Raw genomic sequence first — 16963 nt, 5'->3', positions numbered from 1 at the left:
CCCCTGCCCCGTCCGCTGCCCGATCCTCTACTTGATCGTCAGGAACCGCTGCACCAGCGAGGCCAGCAGCACCGCCAGCAGCGGCAGCGAGAACCAGAAACTGCTCTGCAGCCAGCGCAGTTGGCGCACGCTCGGCCGTAGCGCGACCCGGATCAGCTCGCGCGCCGTCAGCAGCACGATCAGCGCGAGCGCCGCCAACGCCCCGACCACCGACCACGGAGTCCAGGTCACCTTCGGTCCGATCGGCCCGGGATCGGCCTCGGGCACCTCACCGGCGGGCTGCTTGCGCAGCGCGTACATGGTCACGTCCTCGTTGACGAAGACCTTCCTCAGCTCCTGGCGCCGGTCGAGGTGGTGGATCAGCCGCGGCTCCCAGCTCTCCGAGTAGCCGACGTCCATCCGCAGATAGGTGACCTGACTGCGGTTGATCATCAGATACGAGTTCGGGCCCGCGTCCTTCAACGCCTTGACCAGGCCCGACACCAGCACCGGGTCCACGGGCGCCAGCGTCGGCAGATACTCGACCTTCTCCATGTCCCGCGCGCCCCACGGCATCGACGGGGTCACGACGTTGACCGTGTCGTTGCTCAGCCAGAGCAGCCGCACGCTCGGTTCGTCATGGGCGTAGACGTACTCCATGGCCGCGACCTCGCCGGGCCGGACCCGCTCGAACGGCTCGTTGCCCCAGCGGGCCACGAGGAAGCCGCCCATGAGGACCAGGCCCGCCATGAGCGCGGCCAGCGGGGCGAGGCTCACCCGGTCCTTGTCGCGTTCCTTCGCGGTGACGCCGGTGCGCGGGAACAGGGCGAGCCCGGTCAGCAGGGCCGCGCCGGGCAGCGCGAACATGAAGACGCGCAGCGCCATCTCGCCGCCGTAACTCTGCATGCCGAAGCCGAGGAACGGGACGAAGGTGAGGACCACCAGGGAGCGTTCGCGGTACTTGTGGTCGCGGCGGCGCCACCAGCCCCAGCACGCCATGGCCATCACACCGCCGGCCAGCAGCACCCGCGTGTACAGCACCAGTTTGTGCGTGGAGCTGCCGCCCTCGATCCGGCCGGAGACGGAGGAGGAGACGTTGGAGCCGACGCCGCCGACCCCGCCGAAGAGCTCGTCGAAGTGTCCCGACCAGTACGGCTCGCCCATGAAGCCGATCCAGGACAGCACCATCACACCGAACAGCACGGGCAGTCCGCGCAGTTCGCTGCGGCCGACCAGCACCAGCACCGCCAGCACGCCCAGCATCACGAACGGCGTGAGCTGGTGGGCGGGCACGCTCGCCGCGAACAGTCCGATGACGACCAGCAGCAGTACCGCCCGCTGCCGCCGGTCCGTGGGCTCGACCTCCAGTTCGCCGGGCCGCACCTTGGTCCATATCACCCGCGGCGCCCGGAACCACACCAGCAGGACGGCCGCGAACACCAGGTAGAGGAGATAGGTGAAGCCCTGCGGGGAGAAGTAGTCCTGGCCGACCCACCCGCTGAGCACGAACACCCAGATGCCGGTCCATCGCGCCCGCCAGCTCGCCCGCATCGAGCGGGTCAGCAGGAACATCGGCACCAGGTACAGCAGTTGCATGGTGAGCGGCCACCAGCGGATGACCTCGGTCAGGTCCGAGACCCCGCAGGCCTGCGCCACGAACGCGGCCACCGCGAAGAACCCGGGCCAGCTCCAGCGCGCGTCCAGGTCCGGTACGGCGGACCCGGTGCGGTCGATGTAGTCCAGGAAGCCCAGATGCTGCCAGGCGGTGGCGAACCTCGGCTCGGTCTCGATCAGCGCGGGCAGCGCGTGCAGCGAGACCACGGTCGCCAGCAGGGTGACCAGCAGCAGCGTCCGGTGCTCACGGCCCAGCCAGAGCAGCGAGGCGAACACGGTGACCAGCAGCCCGGCGCCGATCAGCGTCGACGTGGGCAGCACCGAGACGAGGCCGAGCCCGCCCATCGCGTCCAGGTCGGCCTCGCCGAGCCGGAGCGCGGGCACCCAGTACAGCAGCAGGGCGGCGATCAGCAGACAGCCGAGGACGACTCCTGGGCGGGTGGGCAGCAGCCGGTCCCGCGGCTCTTCCGGCTCCGGCGGTTCCTCGCGCACCGCCTCCGGCACGTCGGGGACGACCGCCTTCTCCTCCGTCTCGAACGGCGCGTCCACCTCCGGCTCGCGCTGCTCCACGGGCAGCCCCACCGCCCAGGTCGGCCGGTGCTCGGGGCGCCGCACGGCGGGCATTCCGGTGGGCGGGGTGCCCGGGCCCGGGCGGACGTCCGGCCGGCGCTCCAGGTGGTCGAAGTCGACGTGGACGCCGAGGGCGAGGGTGTCGGAGTCCAGCGCCCAGGCGGACCCGCGCGCGGGAGTCCCCTCCCGTGCCCCCAGGTCCGCGAGGTCGCCGTCGGGTGCCGAGCCCTCGGGCGCCTCGGCCGGCGCGGTCAGCACGGTCCGGTACAGCTTCGGCGCCGCGATCGCCACGATCACCGCCAGCGCCACGATCTCGGCGACACCCGCGCCGGTCAGCCCCATCCGGGGGAGCAGCAGCAGTGTCAGACCGAGCACCAGCGCGCACAACAGGCCCTGGAGCCAGGCGAGTCCGGCGGTCCGGCTCTGCGCGCGCAGCACCGCGAAGTAGGTCTCCATCACAACCCGCAGCAGCCCGCCGATCGCGAACCAGCGCAGCAGCGGGGTGGCCGCGTCGGCGTAGCCCGTGCCGAACACGCCGAGGATCCACGGCGCACCGAAGAACAGGATCGCCGCGACCGGGATCATGATGCGGGCCATGCGCTTGAGCGCGGCCCGGGTGTTGGCGGCGAGCCGGCCCGGGTCGTGCGAGCCCTCGACGGTCAGCGAGGCGCCCATGTTGATGGCGAGCAGGTTGACCGTGCCGCCGATGGTGGCGGTGATGTAGAAGTAGGCGTTGTCCTCGGAGCTGACCTGCGCCGCCACGATCACCGGGATCAGATAGACCACGGCGAGCGAGAACAGCGAGCCGGTGTAGTCGCCCGCGAGGAACTTGCCGACCTCCCGCAGCGACGGCGGCTTGGCGTGCTCCTCGGTCGACTCCACATGCCGCGGCACAAGCCGCCGGAACACCAGCCAGCCCAGCGGCAGCACCGAGATCGCGATGGCCGCGACCCACGACACGAACACCCCGGTCGTCGGGACCACCGCGGCGAACGCGACCAGCAGCCCCAGCTTGACCGCCGAGAAGGCGGTGTTGCCCACCGGCACCCACAGCGCGCTGCGCAGCCCGGTCAGCACCCCGTCCTGGAGGGTGAGCAGATTCCAGGCGACGACGGACACGACGAAGAAGAGCGCCGGCAGCGGCCCGTCCAGGAAGGCGTACGACGGACCCCACACGTCCAGCGTGAGCAAAAAGACGCCAGCGGCCAGCGCCACGACCACCGAACTGCCCGCGTACGTACGGAAGATCAGCCGTCCGGTGGCGCGGCCCGCGATCGGGATGAACCGGGCCAGCGCGCCGGTCAGGGTCACCGCCGTCAGACCCGCGAGGAACTTCATCGCGGCGATGGCGGCGGAACCCTGGCCGACGGCCGACTCGGAGTAGTAGCGGGCCGCGGCCAGCCAGAAACCGAGACCGAGCACCGCGGAGATACCGGTGTTGAGCATCAGGGCGTAGGCGTTGCGGAACAGCTGGCTGCCGCGCCCCGACTGTTTGGGCGCCTCGGCGGGCTGCTGCTCGGCCTCGGTCGTGGTCGTCGTGTCAGACACGGGTTCGGATGGCCTTCCGGCGTACCTGTCGGGCTCTGCGGACCATGGCGTAGCCCTTGGTGAGGGCGAGGTCCCGGGCGAAGGTGCGGGTGATCGCGCGGCCCTCGACCAGCCGCCGGAACTCCTCGGCACCGGTGCCGCGGCGGACGGTGACCCGGCGCAGCGCGTACGGCCCCTGCCGGCGCCGGGCGAGGCCGTTGCCGACGGCGAGGGCCTGGGCGTACCCCGTCTCCCGCACGGCCTCGCGCACCCGGCGGCTGGAGTAGCCGTACGGGTAGGCGAACGACGCCGGGACGGTGCCGAGCTGGTCCGAGACGATCTCCTTGCACAGGATCAGCTCCCGGCGCAGCCTCTCGTCCGGAAGCTGGTCGAGCTGGGGGTGGGTGTGGCTGTGGCCGCCGATCTCCACCCCGGCCGCCGCGAGTTCGCGGACCTGGTCCCAGTCCAGCATGGTGTCGAGGGCGCCGCCGGTGTCGTACGGGCCGCGCAGCCAGCCGGTGGAGACGAACAGCGTGGCCGGGAAGCCGTGCTTGGCGAGCACGGGCAGGGCGTGCCGGTGCACGCCCTCGTAGCCGTCGTCGAAGGTGATCAGGAGCGGGCGCGCGGGCAGCGGGCGGCCGTCGCGCCAACAGGCGGCCAGATCCCTGGTGTTGACGGGGGTCAGGCCGAGATCGTGGACGACCGCCATCTGTTCCGCGAACGCCTCCGGGGTCACCGACAGGGCGCGGGTGGCGTCGTTCGGCTCGGACGACACCGCGTGGTACATGAGGATCGGCACAGCTCTGTCATCCATCCCGGCCCCCCTCGACCGCGGCCACCGAGTACGTCACAGCGCCCCGGCGGGCCCGGACGCTCCCGACGATATACCCACCGGCCGCGGTGAGCACCCCGGCGACGATCGCGCCGGCCCGGCCCGCGCCGCCCGCCCGGCCCAGCAGCGCGTCCCGCAGCCCGCGCGCCACCCCCGCCGGAAGAACGCGGGTGGCGTACCGGCGCTCGGACTCAAGCCCCTTGCCGGCGCCGACACTTCGGGCCACCAGCGCCTTCGACAGGCCCTCGGCGTAGGCGCGGGTGCGGAAGTAGGCGAAGTGCTCGCGCGCTTCCGGCACCCGGTGGTGGATCACCGCCCGGTCGTCGATCAGCAGCACCGCGTCGGGCCTGGCCCGGGTGAGCCGGATGCACAGCTCCGTCTCCTCGCAGCCCAGCGGCCGCTTGTCGCCGTCGCGCCCGATGCCGGTGGCGAAGCCGCCCGCCGAGTCGAAGGCCGTACGGCGGAACGAGGCGTTGCCGCCGAGGACGTTGCGCACCCGGACCCGGCCCGGTGGCAGGCCGCGGTAGGTGCAGCCGACCACCCAGTCGAACTCCTCCGGGAACCAGTCCGGGCGGCGGCCCGAGGCCCAGACCGGCTCCGTACGGCCGCCGACCGCCATCACCCGCGGGTCGGCGTACCCGTCGGCGAAGTGCCGCAGCCAGTCCCGCTCGGCCACGGCGTCGTCGTCGAGGAAGGCGATCACCTCGCCGTAGGAGGCGGCGATGCCCGTGTTGCGGCCCGCGGACAGACCCCGGGGGCCCGCGTTGGCGAGCACCCGGACGTCCGTGGCCTGCTTGTACTCCCTGGCCAGGCGCTCCCGCAGCAGGTCGTTGTGGTCGACGACCAGCAGCGTCTCCAGAGCCGGGCGGGACTGCGCCCGCACCGAGGCGACCGCCGCGAGGATGTCCTCCCAGCGGTCCTCGGTGTAGACGCAGATCACGACGGAGATGTCCGGCCCGCTGCTCGCACGGGACTCGCTCAAGACACCTCTCCCCGCACCGAGTCGAGCATCGGTGAGCGTCCGGCGCGGCGGCGCAGGTCCCGGCGGTTGGAGCGTTCTCTCAGGATCACGTTGAGCACCCGGAACCCGTCGCGCACGGCGCGCAGATTGCTCGTACCGTGGATGCGGAGGTACTCGTGGCTCGGTATCTCCTGCACCTTCAGACCCGCCTTGACGACCCGTATGTTCATCAGGGTCTCCACCTCGAAGCCGGTGCAGTCGAGGTCGATCTTGTCCAGGCAGTGCCGCCAGAAGGCGTTGTAGCCGTAGCACAGGTCCGTGTACCGGGCACCGAACTTGCGGTTGACCACCGCGCACAGGGCGTGGTTGCCCAGCTTGCGGATGAAGGTCATGTCGTCGGTGCCGCCGCCGTTGGCGAAGCGGGACCCCTTGGCGAAGTCGGCGCCGGAGACCAGCGCCGAGACATAGCTGACGATCTCCTGTCCGTCGGCCGAGCCGTCCGCGTCGACCATCACGATGATGTCGCCGGAGCACGCCTCGAAACCGGTGATCAGGGCATCCCCCTTGCCCTTGCCGCGCTGCTCCACGACCTTCACGTCCGGCCACAGTTCACGGGCCACTTCGACGGTGTTGTCGGTGGAGTTGCCGTCGACCAGGACCACTTCGTGGATCCAGTCCGGCAGGGTCTTGAAGACGTACGGCAGATTCTCCGCCTCGTTCATGGCCGGGATGACCACGCTCACCGGCGGTGCGATGGCCAGGTGCGAGGAGACGGGCCGGTACGCGCCGGCCGTGCGGAATGTGTCGCCCGTGGCCGCCGGGCGCAGAACTGAGCTCATGAGTCTGGTCCCTCTCGTCCGGTGGACCGCCCGCCCCCGGGCGGCCCGGCTGTGTGTCCGGTTCGAAAGGGGGGTTATTACTGGCACAACTCATCGGCTCCCGCCCAGGCGACAGCCGATTGCGCGGCACGCCCCGGCCACGCGTACCTCCAGTACGCCGACCGAGTGCGGAACCCCCCTACCGCGCCCCGCGCCGGGTTCCACCGCGGCCCTGAGCCCTCCCCTGGTCCGCGTAAGTGGTGGTCCGATGCGGGTGAGATGTATGACGGTATTGACGATTGCGTCCATATGGCAAGACCTGGAACCAGGCCTCACGTTTTTGTTGGTTTTTCCGTTACTTCCGCCCTGAGCGGATCTTTCCCACTCGCTTCAGCAGGCGGTCGGCGGGCTCGAACAGCTCCGGCCTGGACACCACGACATTGCGCAGGGCCCGCACCGGGGCACGCCGTGCCCGATGTCCGAGCGCCACCGGGTGACGCCGCGTCACCCACCCCTCGGACACGCTGAGCTCGCGTGACTTCAGGGAGTCCTTGTATTCCTTCTGGCCCCGGCCGAGGTCCAGATAGGCGATGCCGTCCGCGGCGGCGGCAGCGGCCATCCGCAGGTGCAGCACCAGACCGGGGGAGTACTTCGAGAACGCCGGGTCGTACGCCGGGAACCAGCAGGCCAGCACCCGTTCGCTGCGCAGGCCGAAGTGCGCGGCGATCGGCCGCTCCCCGGTGTACAGCACCGACAGCACCCCGGCGAACGACTCGGTGCGGGAGTGGAAGAGCTGGTCCACGAGCCGCGTGATCCAGTCCTGCGCGAAGCGGTCGCTCCGTCCGGTCCTGCGGTACTGCGCCGACTTCCACGCCATCAGGGTGCGCAGCGCGGCCGGGTCCCGCTCGTCGTGCACGTACCGCACGTCCGGGTGGTCACGACCGAGCCTGCGCTCCTTGGCGAGCGTGGTCCGGGTGAACTTCGGTGAGCGCTCCCGGAGCTGGCCGAGATACACCTCGTACCCCTGGTCCACGTCCATGACCGGGGAGGCGTACGACCCGGTGGACTCGGCCTGGAACGCCGGCTGGCCCTCGATCAGGTGGTCGAACTCCCACACCGCGAGCCCGCAGGCGCGCAGCAGCTCCCGGGCGTCCCAGTCGAAGCCCGGCCGGTGCACCAGGCCCTGGGCGTCGGAGACCCCGAGCCCGATGGCCCGGCCGACTCCGGCCGCGGTGCGCTGGTACGGGAAGAACGCGGCGGGTTCGCCCTGCTCGCGGACGACCGCTATGCGCACCCCGGGCCGGCAACGGCCGACGGCGAGCGCGAACTCGGGAGAGAGGAAGGGGTTCGCCAGCTCGGGCGACCCGTTGAGATGGGCCTTGGACTGCATTGCCGTCCACGCCGTCCGGTCGGCGGCGGTCAGCTCGCCGGGACGGTACACACTGATGTCCACGTCAGGGAGTCCGCCTTCTTTCCGTACGGCCGCGCAGCCGCCGTACCAGAACCAGCAGGAGTACGAGGGCGCTGAGCGCCGTCACGGCCAGGATGCCGCCGGTCGCCGACCAGCTGTGCAGGGCCAGCATTGCCTGCGCCACCAGCATGTTGACCACGACCGCGCCCGCCAGCGAGGCGAGCGTCCGGCCGAAGGGTTCGAGCCCGCGCAGGGCGGCTGCGATGGCCGCGGCCGGCGCCGCGAGCAGGAAGAACAGGGTGAGCGGGCCGCGCAGCGGAGAGTCGCTGTCGGCGAACGCGAGCAGCGCCCCGGCCGCCCCCACGGCCGTCGCGGCGCCCGCCAGCAGCGGCGCCAGGTCCCCCGGTTCCGGGCGCACGCGTGATGTCTTGAGCCTTAACGTCTGCATTGGCGACTTTGCCCCCCGAAGCGCCGGATGCCGGGCTTCAATGTGGCTCAGTCCCGAGGGGGCCGTCAAGACGGCGTGGGCTCGCACAGGGCTGTTCCCCGAAGGAAGTGGGGTCCCCCGGGGAACAGGTGGTCCAGGAGTTACGGGACGAGCTTCAGCAGCCGGTTCGGGGAACCGGTGCCGGGACTCGTCACCACGTTGGTGGTGGCGCCGGCGATCAGGGCCGAGGCGACCTGGGCCGGGGTGGAGGAGGTGTGCCCGGCCAGGTAGACCGCGGCCGCGCCCGCGACATGCGGGGTGGCCATCGACGTACCGGAGATGGTGTTGGTCGCGGTGTCGCTGGTGTACCAGCCCGCCGTGATCGAGGAGCCGGGCGCGAAGATGTCCAGGACCGAGCCGTAGTTGGAGTAGCTCGCACGGGCGTCGGTGCTGGTTGTGGCGCCGACGGTGATGGCCTCGGTGACCCGGGCGGGGGAGTACGAGGAGGCGTTGGCGCTGCTGTTGCCGGCCGCGACCGCGTAGGTCACGCCGCTGGCGATGGAGTTGCGCACGGCCGTGTCCAGCGCGGTGGAGGCGCCGCCGCCGAGGGACATGTTGGCGACCGAGGGACCGGAGTGGTTGGCCGTGACCCAGTCGATGCCCGCGACCACGCCCGCCGTGGTCCCGGAGCCGCTGTTGTTCAGCACCCGGACCGCGACGATCTTCGCCTGCTTGGCGACGCCGTAGGTGCTGCCCGCGATCGTGGTGGCCACGTGGGTGCCGTGGCCGTTGCCGTCGGAGGCGGTGGTGTCGCCGTCGACGGCGTCGTAGCCGTAGGAGGCACGGCCGCTGATCTGCGCGTGGGTGATGCGCACGCCGGTGTCGATGACGTACACGGTCACGCCGCTGCCCGCGGTGTCCGGGTAGGTGTAGGTGCCGGACAGCGGCAGCGCGGTCTGGTCGATGCGGTCCAGGCCCCAGGGGGCGTTGGACTGGGTGGCGTCCGCCTGCACCCGCTGGTTCTGCTCCACCGAGGCCACCGCCGGGTCGGCGGCCAGGCGCCGCGCCTCGGCCGCGGAGAGGGTGGCGGTGTAGCCGTTCAGCGCGGTGCCGAAGGTGCGGTTCACCGAGCCGCCGTACTCCTTGATGAGCCCCTTGCCCGCGCTGGAGGCCGCCTTGAGGCCCGCGCCCTTCTTCAGCGTGACGATGTAGCTGTCCTTGATCGCCGCGGGGGAGTCGGCGGCCAGGACCTTGCCCTCGGCCGGGGCGGCCTGGGCGGGCAGGGAGGTGAGCCCGCCCACGAGGGCGGCGGTCGCCAGGCCGGTTATCGCGGCGAACCGCAGTCTCTTGCTACGCAGTTGTGCCATGCGAGGGAGTCCTCCTCATTGGCGACGCGCGCTTGGGTGGGGCACGCGTCTGTGGGGGGTGCGCACGTGATCGCGCGCACGGCCGCGGAGCGTCGCGTTCCCGCTACGGGCTGGATCAAGAGTGGGTGGTCTACAGGCGTAGAACAAGGGAGTTGAGGGGCTGTCAACAAATCTGTCATGAGCACGTAATCAAACGCATAGTGAACACATAGGGTCCGGGTCGATTCGAGGTCGAAAGTCTTGGCATGGACACTTCCCGTCAACACGCGTAGTTGGTACGAAAGTTATGGCAGAGATCCTGCTAAAGGGAGGTTCCATGAGACGTTCCCGAATTGCCGCTTACGTCAGCTCGCTCCTCCTGGCCGCCGGTGCGGTACTCGCCGGTGCCGGTTCGGCACAAGCCGCCCCGGGCCCTTACGTGGCCCTGGGCGACTCCTACGCGTCCGGGGTCGGCGCCGGCAGCTACATCGGCTCCAGCGGTGACTGCAAGCGCAGCACGAAGGCCCACCCCTACCTCTGGGCGGCCGCCAACTCACCCTCGTCGTTCGCCTTCACGGCCTGCTCGGGCGCTCGTACGGGTGATGTTCTCGCCCACCAGATGGCCCCGCTCAACTCCTCCACCGCGCTGGTCTCCGTCAGCGTCGGCGGCAATGACGCCGGGTTCGCCGACGTCATGACGACCTGTGTGCTCCAGTCCGACAGTTCCTGCATCTCGCGCATCAACACGGCCCGGGCGTACGTCGACTCCACGCTCCCCGGCCAGCTCGACAACGTCTACTCGTCGATCCGCTCCAAGGCGCCCAACGCCCATGTCGTCGTGATCGGCTATCCGCGCTTCTACAAGCTCGGCCAGTCCTGCCTCGGCCTGTCCGAGACCAAGCGCAAGGCCATCAACGACGCGTCCGACTACCTGAACGCCGCCGTCGCCCGCCGCGCCGCCGCGCACTCCTTCACCTTCGGCGACGTCCGCACCACGTTCACCGGCCACGAGATCTGCTCCGGCAGCTCCTGGCTGCACAGCGTCAACTGGCTCAACATCGGCGAGTCGTACCACCCCACCGCGGCCGGCCAGTCCGGCGGCTATCTGCCCGTCCTGAACAGCGCGGCCTGATCCTGCAGCAACTCGGCCTGATCCTTCAGTAGCTCACCGAAGGGGAGGGGGAGACCCCGTCCGTCGGGGTCTCCGTCTCACAGGTGACCGAGAACGCGACCGAGTTGGACGTCGTCTCCACCGGATCGCGGACCTCCACGCTGATCTCGTTCTCGAAGGACCCGCTGTCGTCGTTCGTCGTCACGAACGCCCGGTCCTGCTTGGTCTTCGCACCGCCCTCCGGGAACGACAGCGTCTTCCAGCCGGAGTCCATGACATCGCCGTCCCGCGACACCCAGCGATAGCTGACCTCCGCGGGCAGCCGCCCCACCGTGAAGGTCGCCGTGAACGAGGGCGCCTCCCCCTGCGGCGGCGGACAGGCCCCCTCGTACTCCGTGTTCGCCCCGGCCAGCGACACCTGCACGGACTGCGGCGGCGGAGCACTCGTCGTCGGGGTGTCGCTGGGCGTGGGCGTCGGAGTGGGCTTCTCCTCGTCGGTCTCGGTCGGCGTGGCCGGCGTCTCCTCCTGGCTGGTGGTGCCGCCGCCCGCCTCCTTGCCGTCGTCCTCGCGGTTGAGCAGGGCGTACGTCAGACCGGCGATCGCCAGCGCGAGCACCACCACACCCACGATCAGGACGGCGGCGGCACGGCGGTTGCGGGCGGGCCGCTCCGGGCCGATGGTCGTCGGGGCGGTACCGGCACCGGAACCGGGAAAGGCCGGCGGAGGTGTGTACGGCCGCGGAGGCGTCGGCGGCTGCTGGTGCGAGGCGACGGTCGGGGCGTACGGCGTCGGCGCCGCCCGGAACGTGTCCGCGCGGGGCGTGCCTCCGGCGCCGATGATCCGCAGCTCCTGCTCGGCCTGCTGCGCCGACAGCCGCTCGGCGGGGTCCTTGCGCAGCAGCCCCTCGATCACGGGGGCGAGCGGACCGGCCCGGCGCGGCGGCGGCAGCTCCTCGTCGACGATCGCCCGCAGGGTGCTGAGCGGGGTGTCCTGGCGGAACGGGGAGTTGCCCTCCACCGTCGCGTACAGCAGCACGCCGAGCGACCACAGGTCGGACTCGGGCCCCGGGGTGCGGCCCAGCGCCCGCTCCGGGGCGAGGAACTCGGGCGAGCCGATGACCTCGCCGGTCATGGTCAGCGCCGAGCTGCCCTCGACCATGGCGATCCCGAAGTCGGTGAGCACCGCCCGGCCGTCGTTGGCCAGCAGGACGTTCGCCGGTTTCACATCCCGGTGCAGTACCCCGGCGTCGTGCGCGGCCCGCAGCGCCGACAGCACCTCGGCCCCGATGGTCGCCGCCCGCTGCGGGGGCAACGGGCCCTCGGCGTCCAGGAGCTCGGCGAGCGAGATCCCGCGCACCAGCTCCATCACGATCCAAGGGCGGCCGTCCTGGGTGGCCACGTCGTACACGGTCACCACATTGCGGTTCGCCACCCGCGCCGCCGCCCACGCCTCGCGCTCCAGACGGGCGTACATCCGCTCCACCTCGGCGGCCGGAAGCCCGTGCGGGGCACGCACCTCCTTGACGGCGACCTCGCGGTGCAGCACCTCGTCCCGGGCGCGCCAGACGGTCCCCATGCCACCCTCGCCGAGCGGGGACAGGAGACGGTAGCGGCCCGCGATCACTCGTTCACTGCCCGGTGCGTCGGACACGGGCGCCCCCATTCGCATGCGCGCGAAATCTCCTTTTCCTCACAAAGTAGCTCAACCGAGGGCTGATGCCGCCCCCTTGAGCACCAATCCGGCCCCAAGAGCTACGACGACCAACGCGGACAACAGCGGTGCGGTGCGGCGGACCAGACCCGCCATCGGATGGACGGCCCAGCGCGGACGCCGCTCCAGCAGCCGGCTCGCCCCGGCCCCGAGCCGTACGACGGCGTATCCGGCCGCGGTGAGGGTGAGCGCGAGCCCGATCCCGTACGCCACGACGAGCAGCAGCCCGAACCAGGCGTGCCCGAGCGCGGCGGCGCCGACCAGGACGACGACGGCGGAGGGACTGGGCACGAGCCCACCGGCGAAACCGAGCAGGATCGTGCCGCGCACGGTGGGGGCGGTGGAGTGGGAGTGGGTGCTGCCGCCGTGTGTGTGCGTGTGGGTGGTGCCGCCGTGGCGGTGACTGTGCTCGTGGGCATGCGCATGCTCCGGGGTGTGCTCGTGGGCGTGCGCCGGCTCTTGGTCGTGCTCGTGGGTGTGCGCATGCTCTGGGTCAGGCTCGTGGGTGTGGGCGCCGACGAGGGCGGGGGTCCGCTCGGGCACATGGGCATGGGCATGGGCGTGCGCGCGCTGGTGGACCCGCTGGTGCCAGGCCCGTCGTACGAGAGTGATGCCCGCCCCCGTGACCAGGGCGCCGCTCGCGATGCCCAGCCAGGCGATGACCGAGGGCGCGGCGGCCGAACCGGCCGTGACCAGCAGGCCCAGGGCGACCACGCCCAGGGTGTGGGTGACGGTCACGGAGGCGGCGAGCGGGAGGACGTCCTTCATCCGGGCCTTGCCGCCGCGGGCCGTGGCCACCGCCGCCATGAGCGTCTTGCCGTGGCCCGGCGCGACGGCGTGCAGGGCGCCGAGGCCGATCGCGATGAACAGGGCGAGGGCGGCGAAGCCGACGGTGAGGTCGTTCCGGGCCACCAGGGAGTCCAGGGCCCGGGTCCACCGGTCGGCGCCGCGCGGCAGCACGGAGGAGGCGGGGGCGTCCCGCTCGTCCTCGTCGGCGAGCGCGGGCCCGCCGGGACTCACCTCCAGCGAGGCGGTCGCGGTGTCGGCGGGGGAGGAGAGCAGCTTCTCCGGGTAGGCGGTCAGCTCCCCGGACAGCGACTCCTCCGGTACGTCGGAGGCGGTGAGCGTCATCCGGTCGCCCCGCGCGGTGATCTCCCGCCACCCGGGGCCGGAGTCGGCACCGGCCGCCCGGAAATCCAGCGTGAGGCCCACGCCCTCGGGCAGCGGGGCCGACAGTTCGCACTCCACCCGCAGGGTGTCGAGCCCGGCCTGCCCCGGCCGCACGCGCGCGTCACTGCTGTTGACGGAGAGGGCGGTGGTACGGCCGTCCACCTTCAGTGCGCTGCCCCGCGCGGCGCTCGCGCACCGCCGCTCGGCCCACCTGGCCAGGCCCAGCCGCTCGAACTCCGGCTGGGCCTGGGTGGCGGGGATCTCGGCGAGGTCCTCGACGTGGTCCACGCGGAGGGTCCCGGCTTCGACGACCAGTCCGTCGTAACGGTTGACGGTGAAGTTGCCGAGGGGATGCGCGCTCGCGGACGGGGAGGCGAGCAGTACGGCCGCGCCGACCGCGACGGCGACGACGAGCGGACGACGGAGGTTCACGCGCCGGCCTCCAGATCCTTCAGGGCGGCACGGGCCTCGCGGGCGCCGAGCGGCGAGAAGCCGGGATTGAGCCGCAGGGCCGCCGCCAGATGCTCGCGGGCGTCCCCCTCCTGGCCGGCGGCGCGCTCGATCATGCCGCGGTGGTAGAGGAAGGTGGCGTTGCGGTACCCGGTGTCCGTCGCGCGGCGCGCGTAGGGCAGCGCCTCCTTGTCCCGCCCGTTGAGGTGCAGGGCCCAGGCGAGGGCGTCCGCGGTGTGCACGGTGTGGCGTCGGTCCCACTCGGCGCGGGCCGCGCGCAGGGCGGCGTCCGGGTCGCCGTGGTCGGCGGCGGCGAGCGCGGTGTCGAGGTCGGCGTTGACGCCGTTGGCCCGGGCGAGCGCGGTCCAGGCGTCGACGAGGGCGTACTGGTCACCGGCCCGTTCCCGCTCCCCGTCGGCCTCGTACAACTCCCCGAGCACGACGAGCGACCCGGGCAGTGGCGACCGGGCGACGACGGCCTCCATGCCCTTCACCGCGGTATCCCGCTCCCCGCTCGCGGCCTGGGCCCGGGCCCGCCCCTCCAGTGCGGGGAGGTAGGAGTCATCGGCGGCGAGCGCCCGCGCGTACTGGAGCAGGGCCTCCTCGTAGTCCCCCTGGTTCCAGGCGAGTTGGCCGAGCTGAGTGGCCACGTACGCCACGTCCGAGGGCGCCGTCGCGGAGGCGAGGGCCTGCTCCAGCACCCGCCGCGCGGTCTTCACGTCGCCGCGCAGCTCGTGGACGTAGGCGTACCGCGTGAAGACGGGGACCCCGGGGCGTCGGGCGTCCGCGGTCTCGGCGGCTTCGAGGGCGTCGTCGTAACGCCCCAGCTCGACAAGGGCGTCGATACGGGTGGCGAGGGCGCGCTCGCTGTAGGGATTGGCCTCGAGGGCTTGGTCCGCATAGTCGAGGGCGTCCGGAAAATCATGCCGGGCGGCGGCAAGGGCGGCCTGCCCGGCGAGGGCCTGATCATTACCGGCCGCCAGCGCAAGGGACCGCTTCAGCGCCTTCTCGGCCCGCGGATAGCGGGAGGCGTCGCCGTTCGTGCGCGCCTGCTCCACGTACGCGAGACCAAGGCTCGCCCAGCCGCTGAAGTCCCTGGGCTGCTCCCGCAGATGCTCCTGAAGCGCCCCGACGTCACCGGCCCTGAGCGCCACCGGCGACACAGCCGAAACGCCCTGTTCCGGAACCTCGCCACCGAAGGCAACAGCGCCCGCAGTGAACGCCACGGCCAACAGCCCGGCACACAGCCCAAGTTGGGCGCGCGTTTTCATGCCACTCCTAGGTCACTCAAGAAGAAACGTGCGGTGGACTTCCCTAGGGGCGCGGGGAACTGCGCGACCAGCCACAACGCACCGGCAGCCGACACACCCCCCGCACCCCAACGACGCCTAGTACGCCCGCTCCCGCATCCGCCGCCACCACAGCAGCCCGGCCCCGATCAGCAGCACACCCAGCGCTCCACCGCCCGCGGAGGCCGCGATCAGCGTGGTGTCGGACGAACTCCCGGACCCGGCGGGCGACAGCGCGTCACCGAGCTGGTTCCGAACGTCGTTCCCCCCGGACGTGCCCTTCGCCAGCGGCCCCCGGGATCCCTCCGTGGGCAGCGCCACGTAGGGGAACGCCTTCTCGAAGTCCTTGTCGTTCTTGTCGACCGCGTCCCCCAAGTCGTTCTTGGCCCCGACGAGTTCACCCTCGACGACCTGGAGCGCCGCATCGAGGACGTCGTCCGTCAGCCGCCGCCCGTTGGGGAACCCGGCGTTGTCGCCGTCGAGCACACCCAGCCGCTTCGGCGAGGCGGCCGGCTTGATGGACGTGTTCAGCCGCAGCTCCTCCGCGGGCCGCACGTGCGGCGGCTGGTTGAGCCCCTTCACGCCCTTCAGGAAGACGTCGACGAGGTCGTTGCGGGGCTCGGCCGGAGCCGGGATCTTGTAGATCGCCTCGATGAGCTTCGGCAGCTCGGGATTGGTCACGTTCTTCAGGAACTGCCCGTCGTTCCAGGGCGCGCTCGCGTTGAACTTGTCCTTGTCCTTGATCGGGTTGACCACCTCGTTCACCAGCGGCATGCCGAGCCGCGAGACCTGCGTGAACCGACCCTGCGCGTTCTTGCGCTGGGTGGTCGACCAGATCCCCACGATCGGCTGCTTCGCCGACTCGGTGATCATGTGCGTCGGCACCTGGAGCGCGATGGAGTTGACGTTGTAGCCCTTGAGCGTGTCGTTCCCGACCTCGCTGAGGTTCCCGCCGTACAGCAGATCGAAGACCCGCAGGTCCAGGAAGAACGGATCGTCGGCCTGTCCCGCGAACGAGGAGGCGCCACCGGCGAGTTGGTGGACCGCCTGTGAGCGCAGCTTCGCGTAGTCCGGCATGGACGCCTTGCCGACGTTCGACGGCGCCACCGGCACATCGTTGGCGATCTTCGTCTTCGAGACCAGGTGCTGGTCCTTCAGCCGCAGCAGGTCGATGTCGTACGACTGCGTGATGTTCAGGTCGGGATCGTCCAGGCTCTCGACGGGCCCGGTGTTGTACAGGAACGTCTTCTTGTTCTTGACGTGCGTCTTGAACGTGAACCGGTACAGCAGCTCACCCTGCGCGTCGCCGTTGTTGTCGATGTGGATGTCGTACTGAGCGTCCTCGGCGAACGTGAAGAAGTTCGGTCCGCCGGCCGGTTCCTCGAAGGGGATCCAGTTGGCCACGATCGTCGTGGTGTCCGGCTTGTCCGGGCTGACGAACGCGTACACGTCCGTGTTGTCGTACTGCGGGGTCCCCGAGATCAGCGGGGCCTCCCGGTGGCTGGAGGCGGAGGCCGCCCCGGGTTCCAGCGCGGTCACGCCGGCGGCTGCGAGCCCCCCGGCGGCCAGCGCACCACAGATGAGGGTGGCGACGCTCGTGCGTCCGGCGCCGCTCCTGGCGATAGGTGTCATGCCGTCCGTCCTCGGTTCAACTTGCCTGACGCACCGGGATTCGGAGCAGGGTGCGGAGCGGATTGGTCCGGCCTGAAAACTCTTCGGACGGGCCGGTGAAACTGTTTTGACGCCT

The 16963-nt window shown here is 71.3% G+C and carries 12 protein-coding genes; 1 reads left to right on the top strand and 11 read right to left on the bottom strand.

The window, feature by feature from the left end; translation table 11 throughout:
* Nucleotides 1-27: 27 nt before the first annotated feature.
* From AC068Z_RS25135 to AC068Z_RS25105, 7 genes are all read right to left on the bottom strand, one after another.
* Nucleotides 28-3711: a lipopolysaccharide biosynthesis protein gene (locus tag AC068Z_RS25135; RefSeq protein WP_478559671.1), complete on the bottom strand. Its 3684-nt coding sequence runs from the start codon at nucleotides 3709-3711 to the stop codon at nucleotides 28-30.
* A complete protein-coding gene (locus AC068Z_RS25130) occupies nucleotides 3704-4504 on the bottom strand; it encodes a polysaccharide deacetylase family protein (RefSeq protein ID WP_478559668.1) in 801 nt (266 codons plus the stop codon). Before AC068Z_RS25130 ends, AC068Z_RS25135 begins: the two co-directional genes overlap by 8 nt.
* Nucleotides 4497-5504 (bottom strand): glycosyltransferase family 2 protein, encoded by a 1008-nt coding sequence (locus AC068Z_RS25125; RefSeq protein WP_478559665.1) that lies wholly within the window; start codon nucleotides 5502-5504, stop codon nucleotides 4497-4499. Before AC068Z_RS25125 ends, AC068Z_RS25130 begins: the two co-directional genes overlap by 8 nt.
* A complete protein-coding gene (locus tag AC068Z_RS25120) occupies nucleotides 5501-6322 on the bottom strand; it encodes a glycosyltransferase family 2 protein (RefSeq protein WP_478559662.1) in 822 nt (273 codons plus the stop codon). The genes AC068Z_RS25125 and AC068Z_RS25120 overlap by 4 nt, the downstream gene beginning before the upstream one ends.
* Nucleotides 6323-6656: 334 nt before the next feature.
* Nucleotides 6657-7754, bottom strand: coding sequence for a GNAT family N-acetyltransferase (locus AC068Z_RS25115; RefSeq protein ID WP_478559659.1), 1098 nt, complete (start codon nucleotides 7752-7754; stop codon nucleotides 6657-6659).
* 1 nt (nucleotide 7755) lies between these two features.
* Complete coding sequence (locus AC068Z_RS25110; RefSeq protein ID WP_478559656.1) at nucleotides 7756-8130, bottom strand: hypothetical protein; 375 nt, start codon at nucleotides 8128-8130, stop codon at nucleotides 7756-7758.
* 170 nt (nucleotides 8131-8300) lie between these two features.
* Nucleotides 8301-9506, bottom strand: a complete 1206-nt coding sequence (locus AC068Z_RS25105) for a S8 family peptidase (RefSeq protein WP_478559653.1) — start codon at nucleotides 9504-9506, stop codon at nucleotides 8301-8303.
* 316 nt (nucleotides 9507-9822) lie between these two features.
* On the opposite strand from AC068Z_RS25105, the gene AC068Z_RS25100 reads away from it, so the two are divergent.
* Nucleotides 9823-10617, top strand: a complete 795-nt coding sequence (locus tag AC068Z_RS25100) for an SGNH/GDSL hydrolase family protein (protein WP_478559650.1) — start codon at nucleotides 9823-9825, stop codon at nucleotides 10615-10617.
* Between the two features lie 25 nt (nucleotides 10618-10642).
* Here the strand turns inward: AC068Z_RS25100 and AC068Z_RS25095 are convergent, their stop codons facing one another.
* The 4 genes from AC068Z_RS25095 to AC068Z_RS25080 all read right to left on the bottom strand — a co-directional run bounded on the left by AC068Z_RS25095 (nucleotide 10643) and on the right by AC068Z_RS25080 (nucleotide 16848).
* Entirely contained in the window at nucleotides 10643-12265 is a 1623-nt protein-coding gene (locus AC068Z_RS25095; RefSeq protein WP_478559647.1) for a serine/threonine-protein kinase, read from the bottom strand.
* A 33-nt stretch (nucleotides 12266-12298) separates the two neighbouring features.
* On the bottom strand, nucleotides 12299-13909 hold the full coding sequence (locus AC068Z_RS25090) for a HoxN/HupN/NixA family nickel/cobalt transporter (protein WP_478559644.1): 1611 nt from the start codon (nucleotides 13907-13909) through the stop codon (nucleotides 12299-12301).
* A complete protein-coding gene (locus AC068Z_RS25085; protein ID WP_478559641.1) occupies nucleotides 13906-15198 on the bottom strand; it encodes a tetratricopeptide repeat protein in 1293 nt (430 codons plus the stop codon). The genes AC068Z_RS25090 and AC068Z_RS25085 overlap by 4 nt, the downstream gene beginning before the upstream one ends.
* A gap of 117 nt (nucleotides 15199-15315) precedes the next feature.
* Complete coding sequence (locus tag AC068Z_RS25080) at nucleotides 15316-16848, bottom strand: DUF4331 domain-containing protein (RefSeq protein ID WP_478559638.1); 1533 nt, start codon at nucleotides 16846-16848, stop codon at nucleotides 15316-15318.
* Nucleotides 16849-16963: the final 115 nt, after the last annotated feature.

The organism is Streptomyces sp. NPDC043726 (assembly GCF_056436565.1).
Note: the sequence above shows the minus strand (reverse complement) of the source record. Positions and strands in the feature narration are given on the sequence as shown.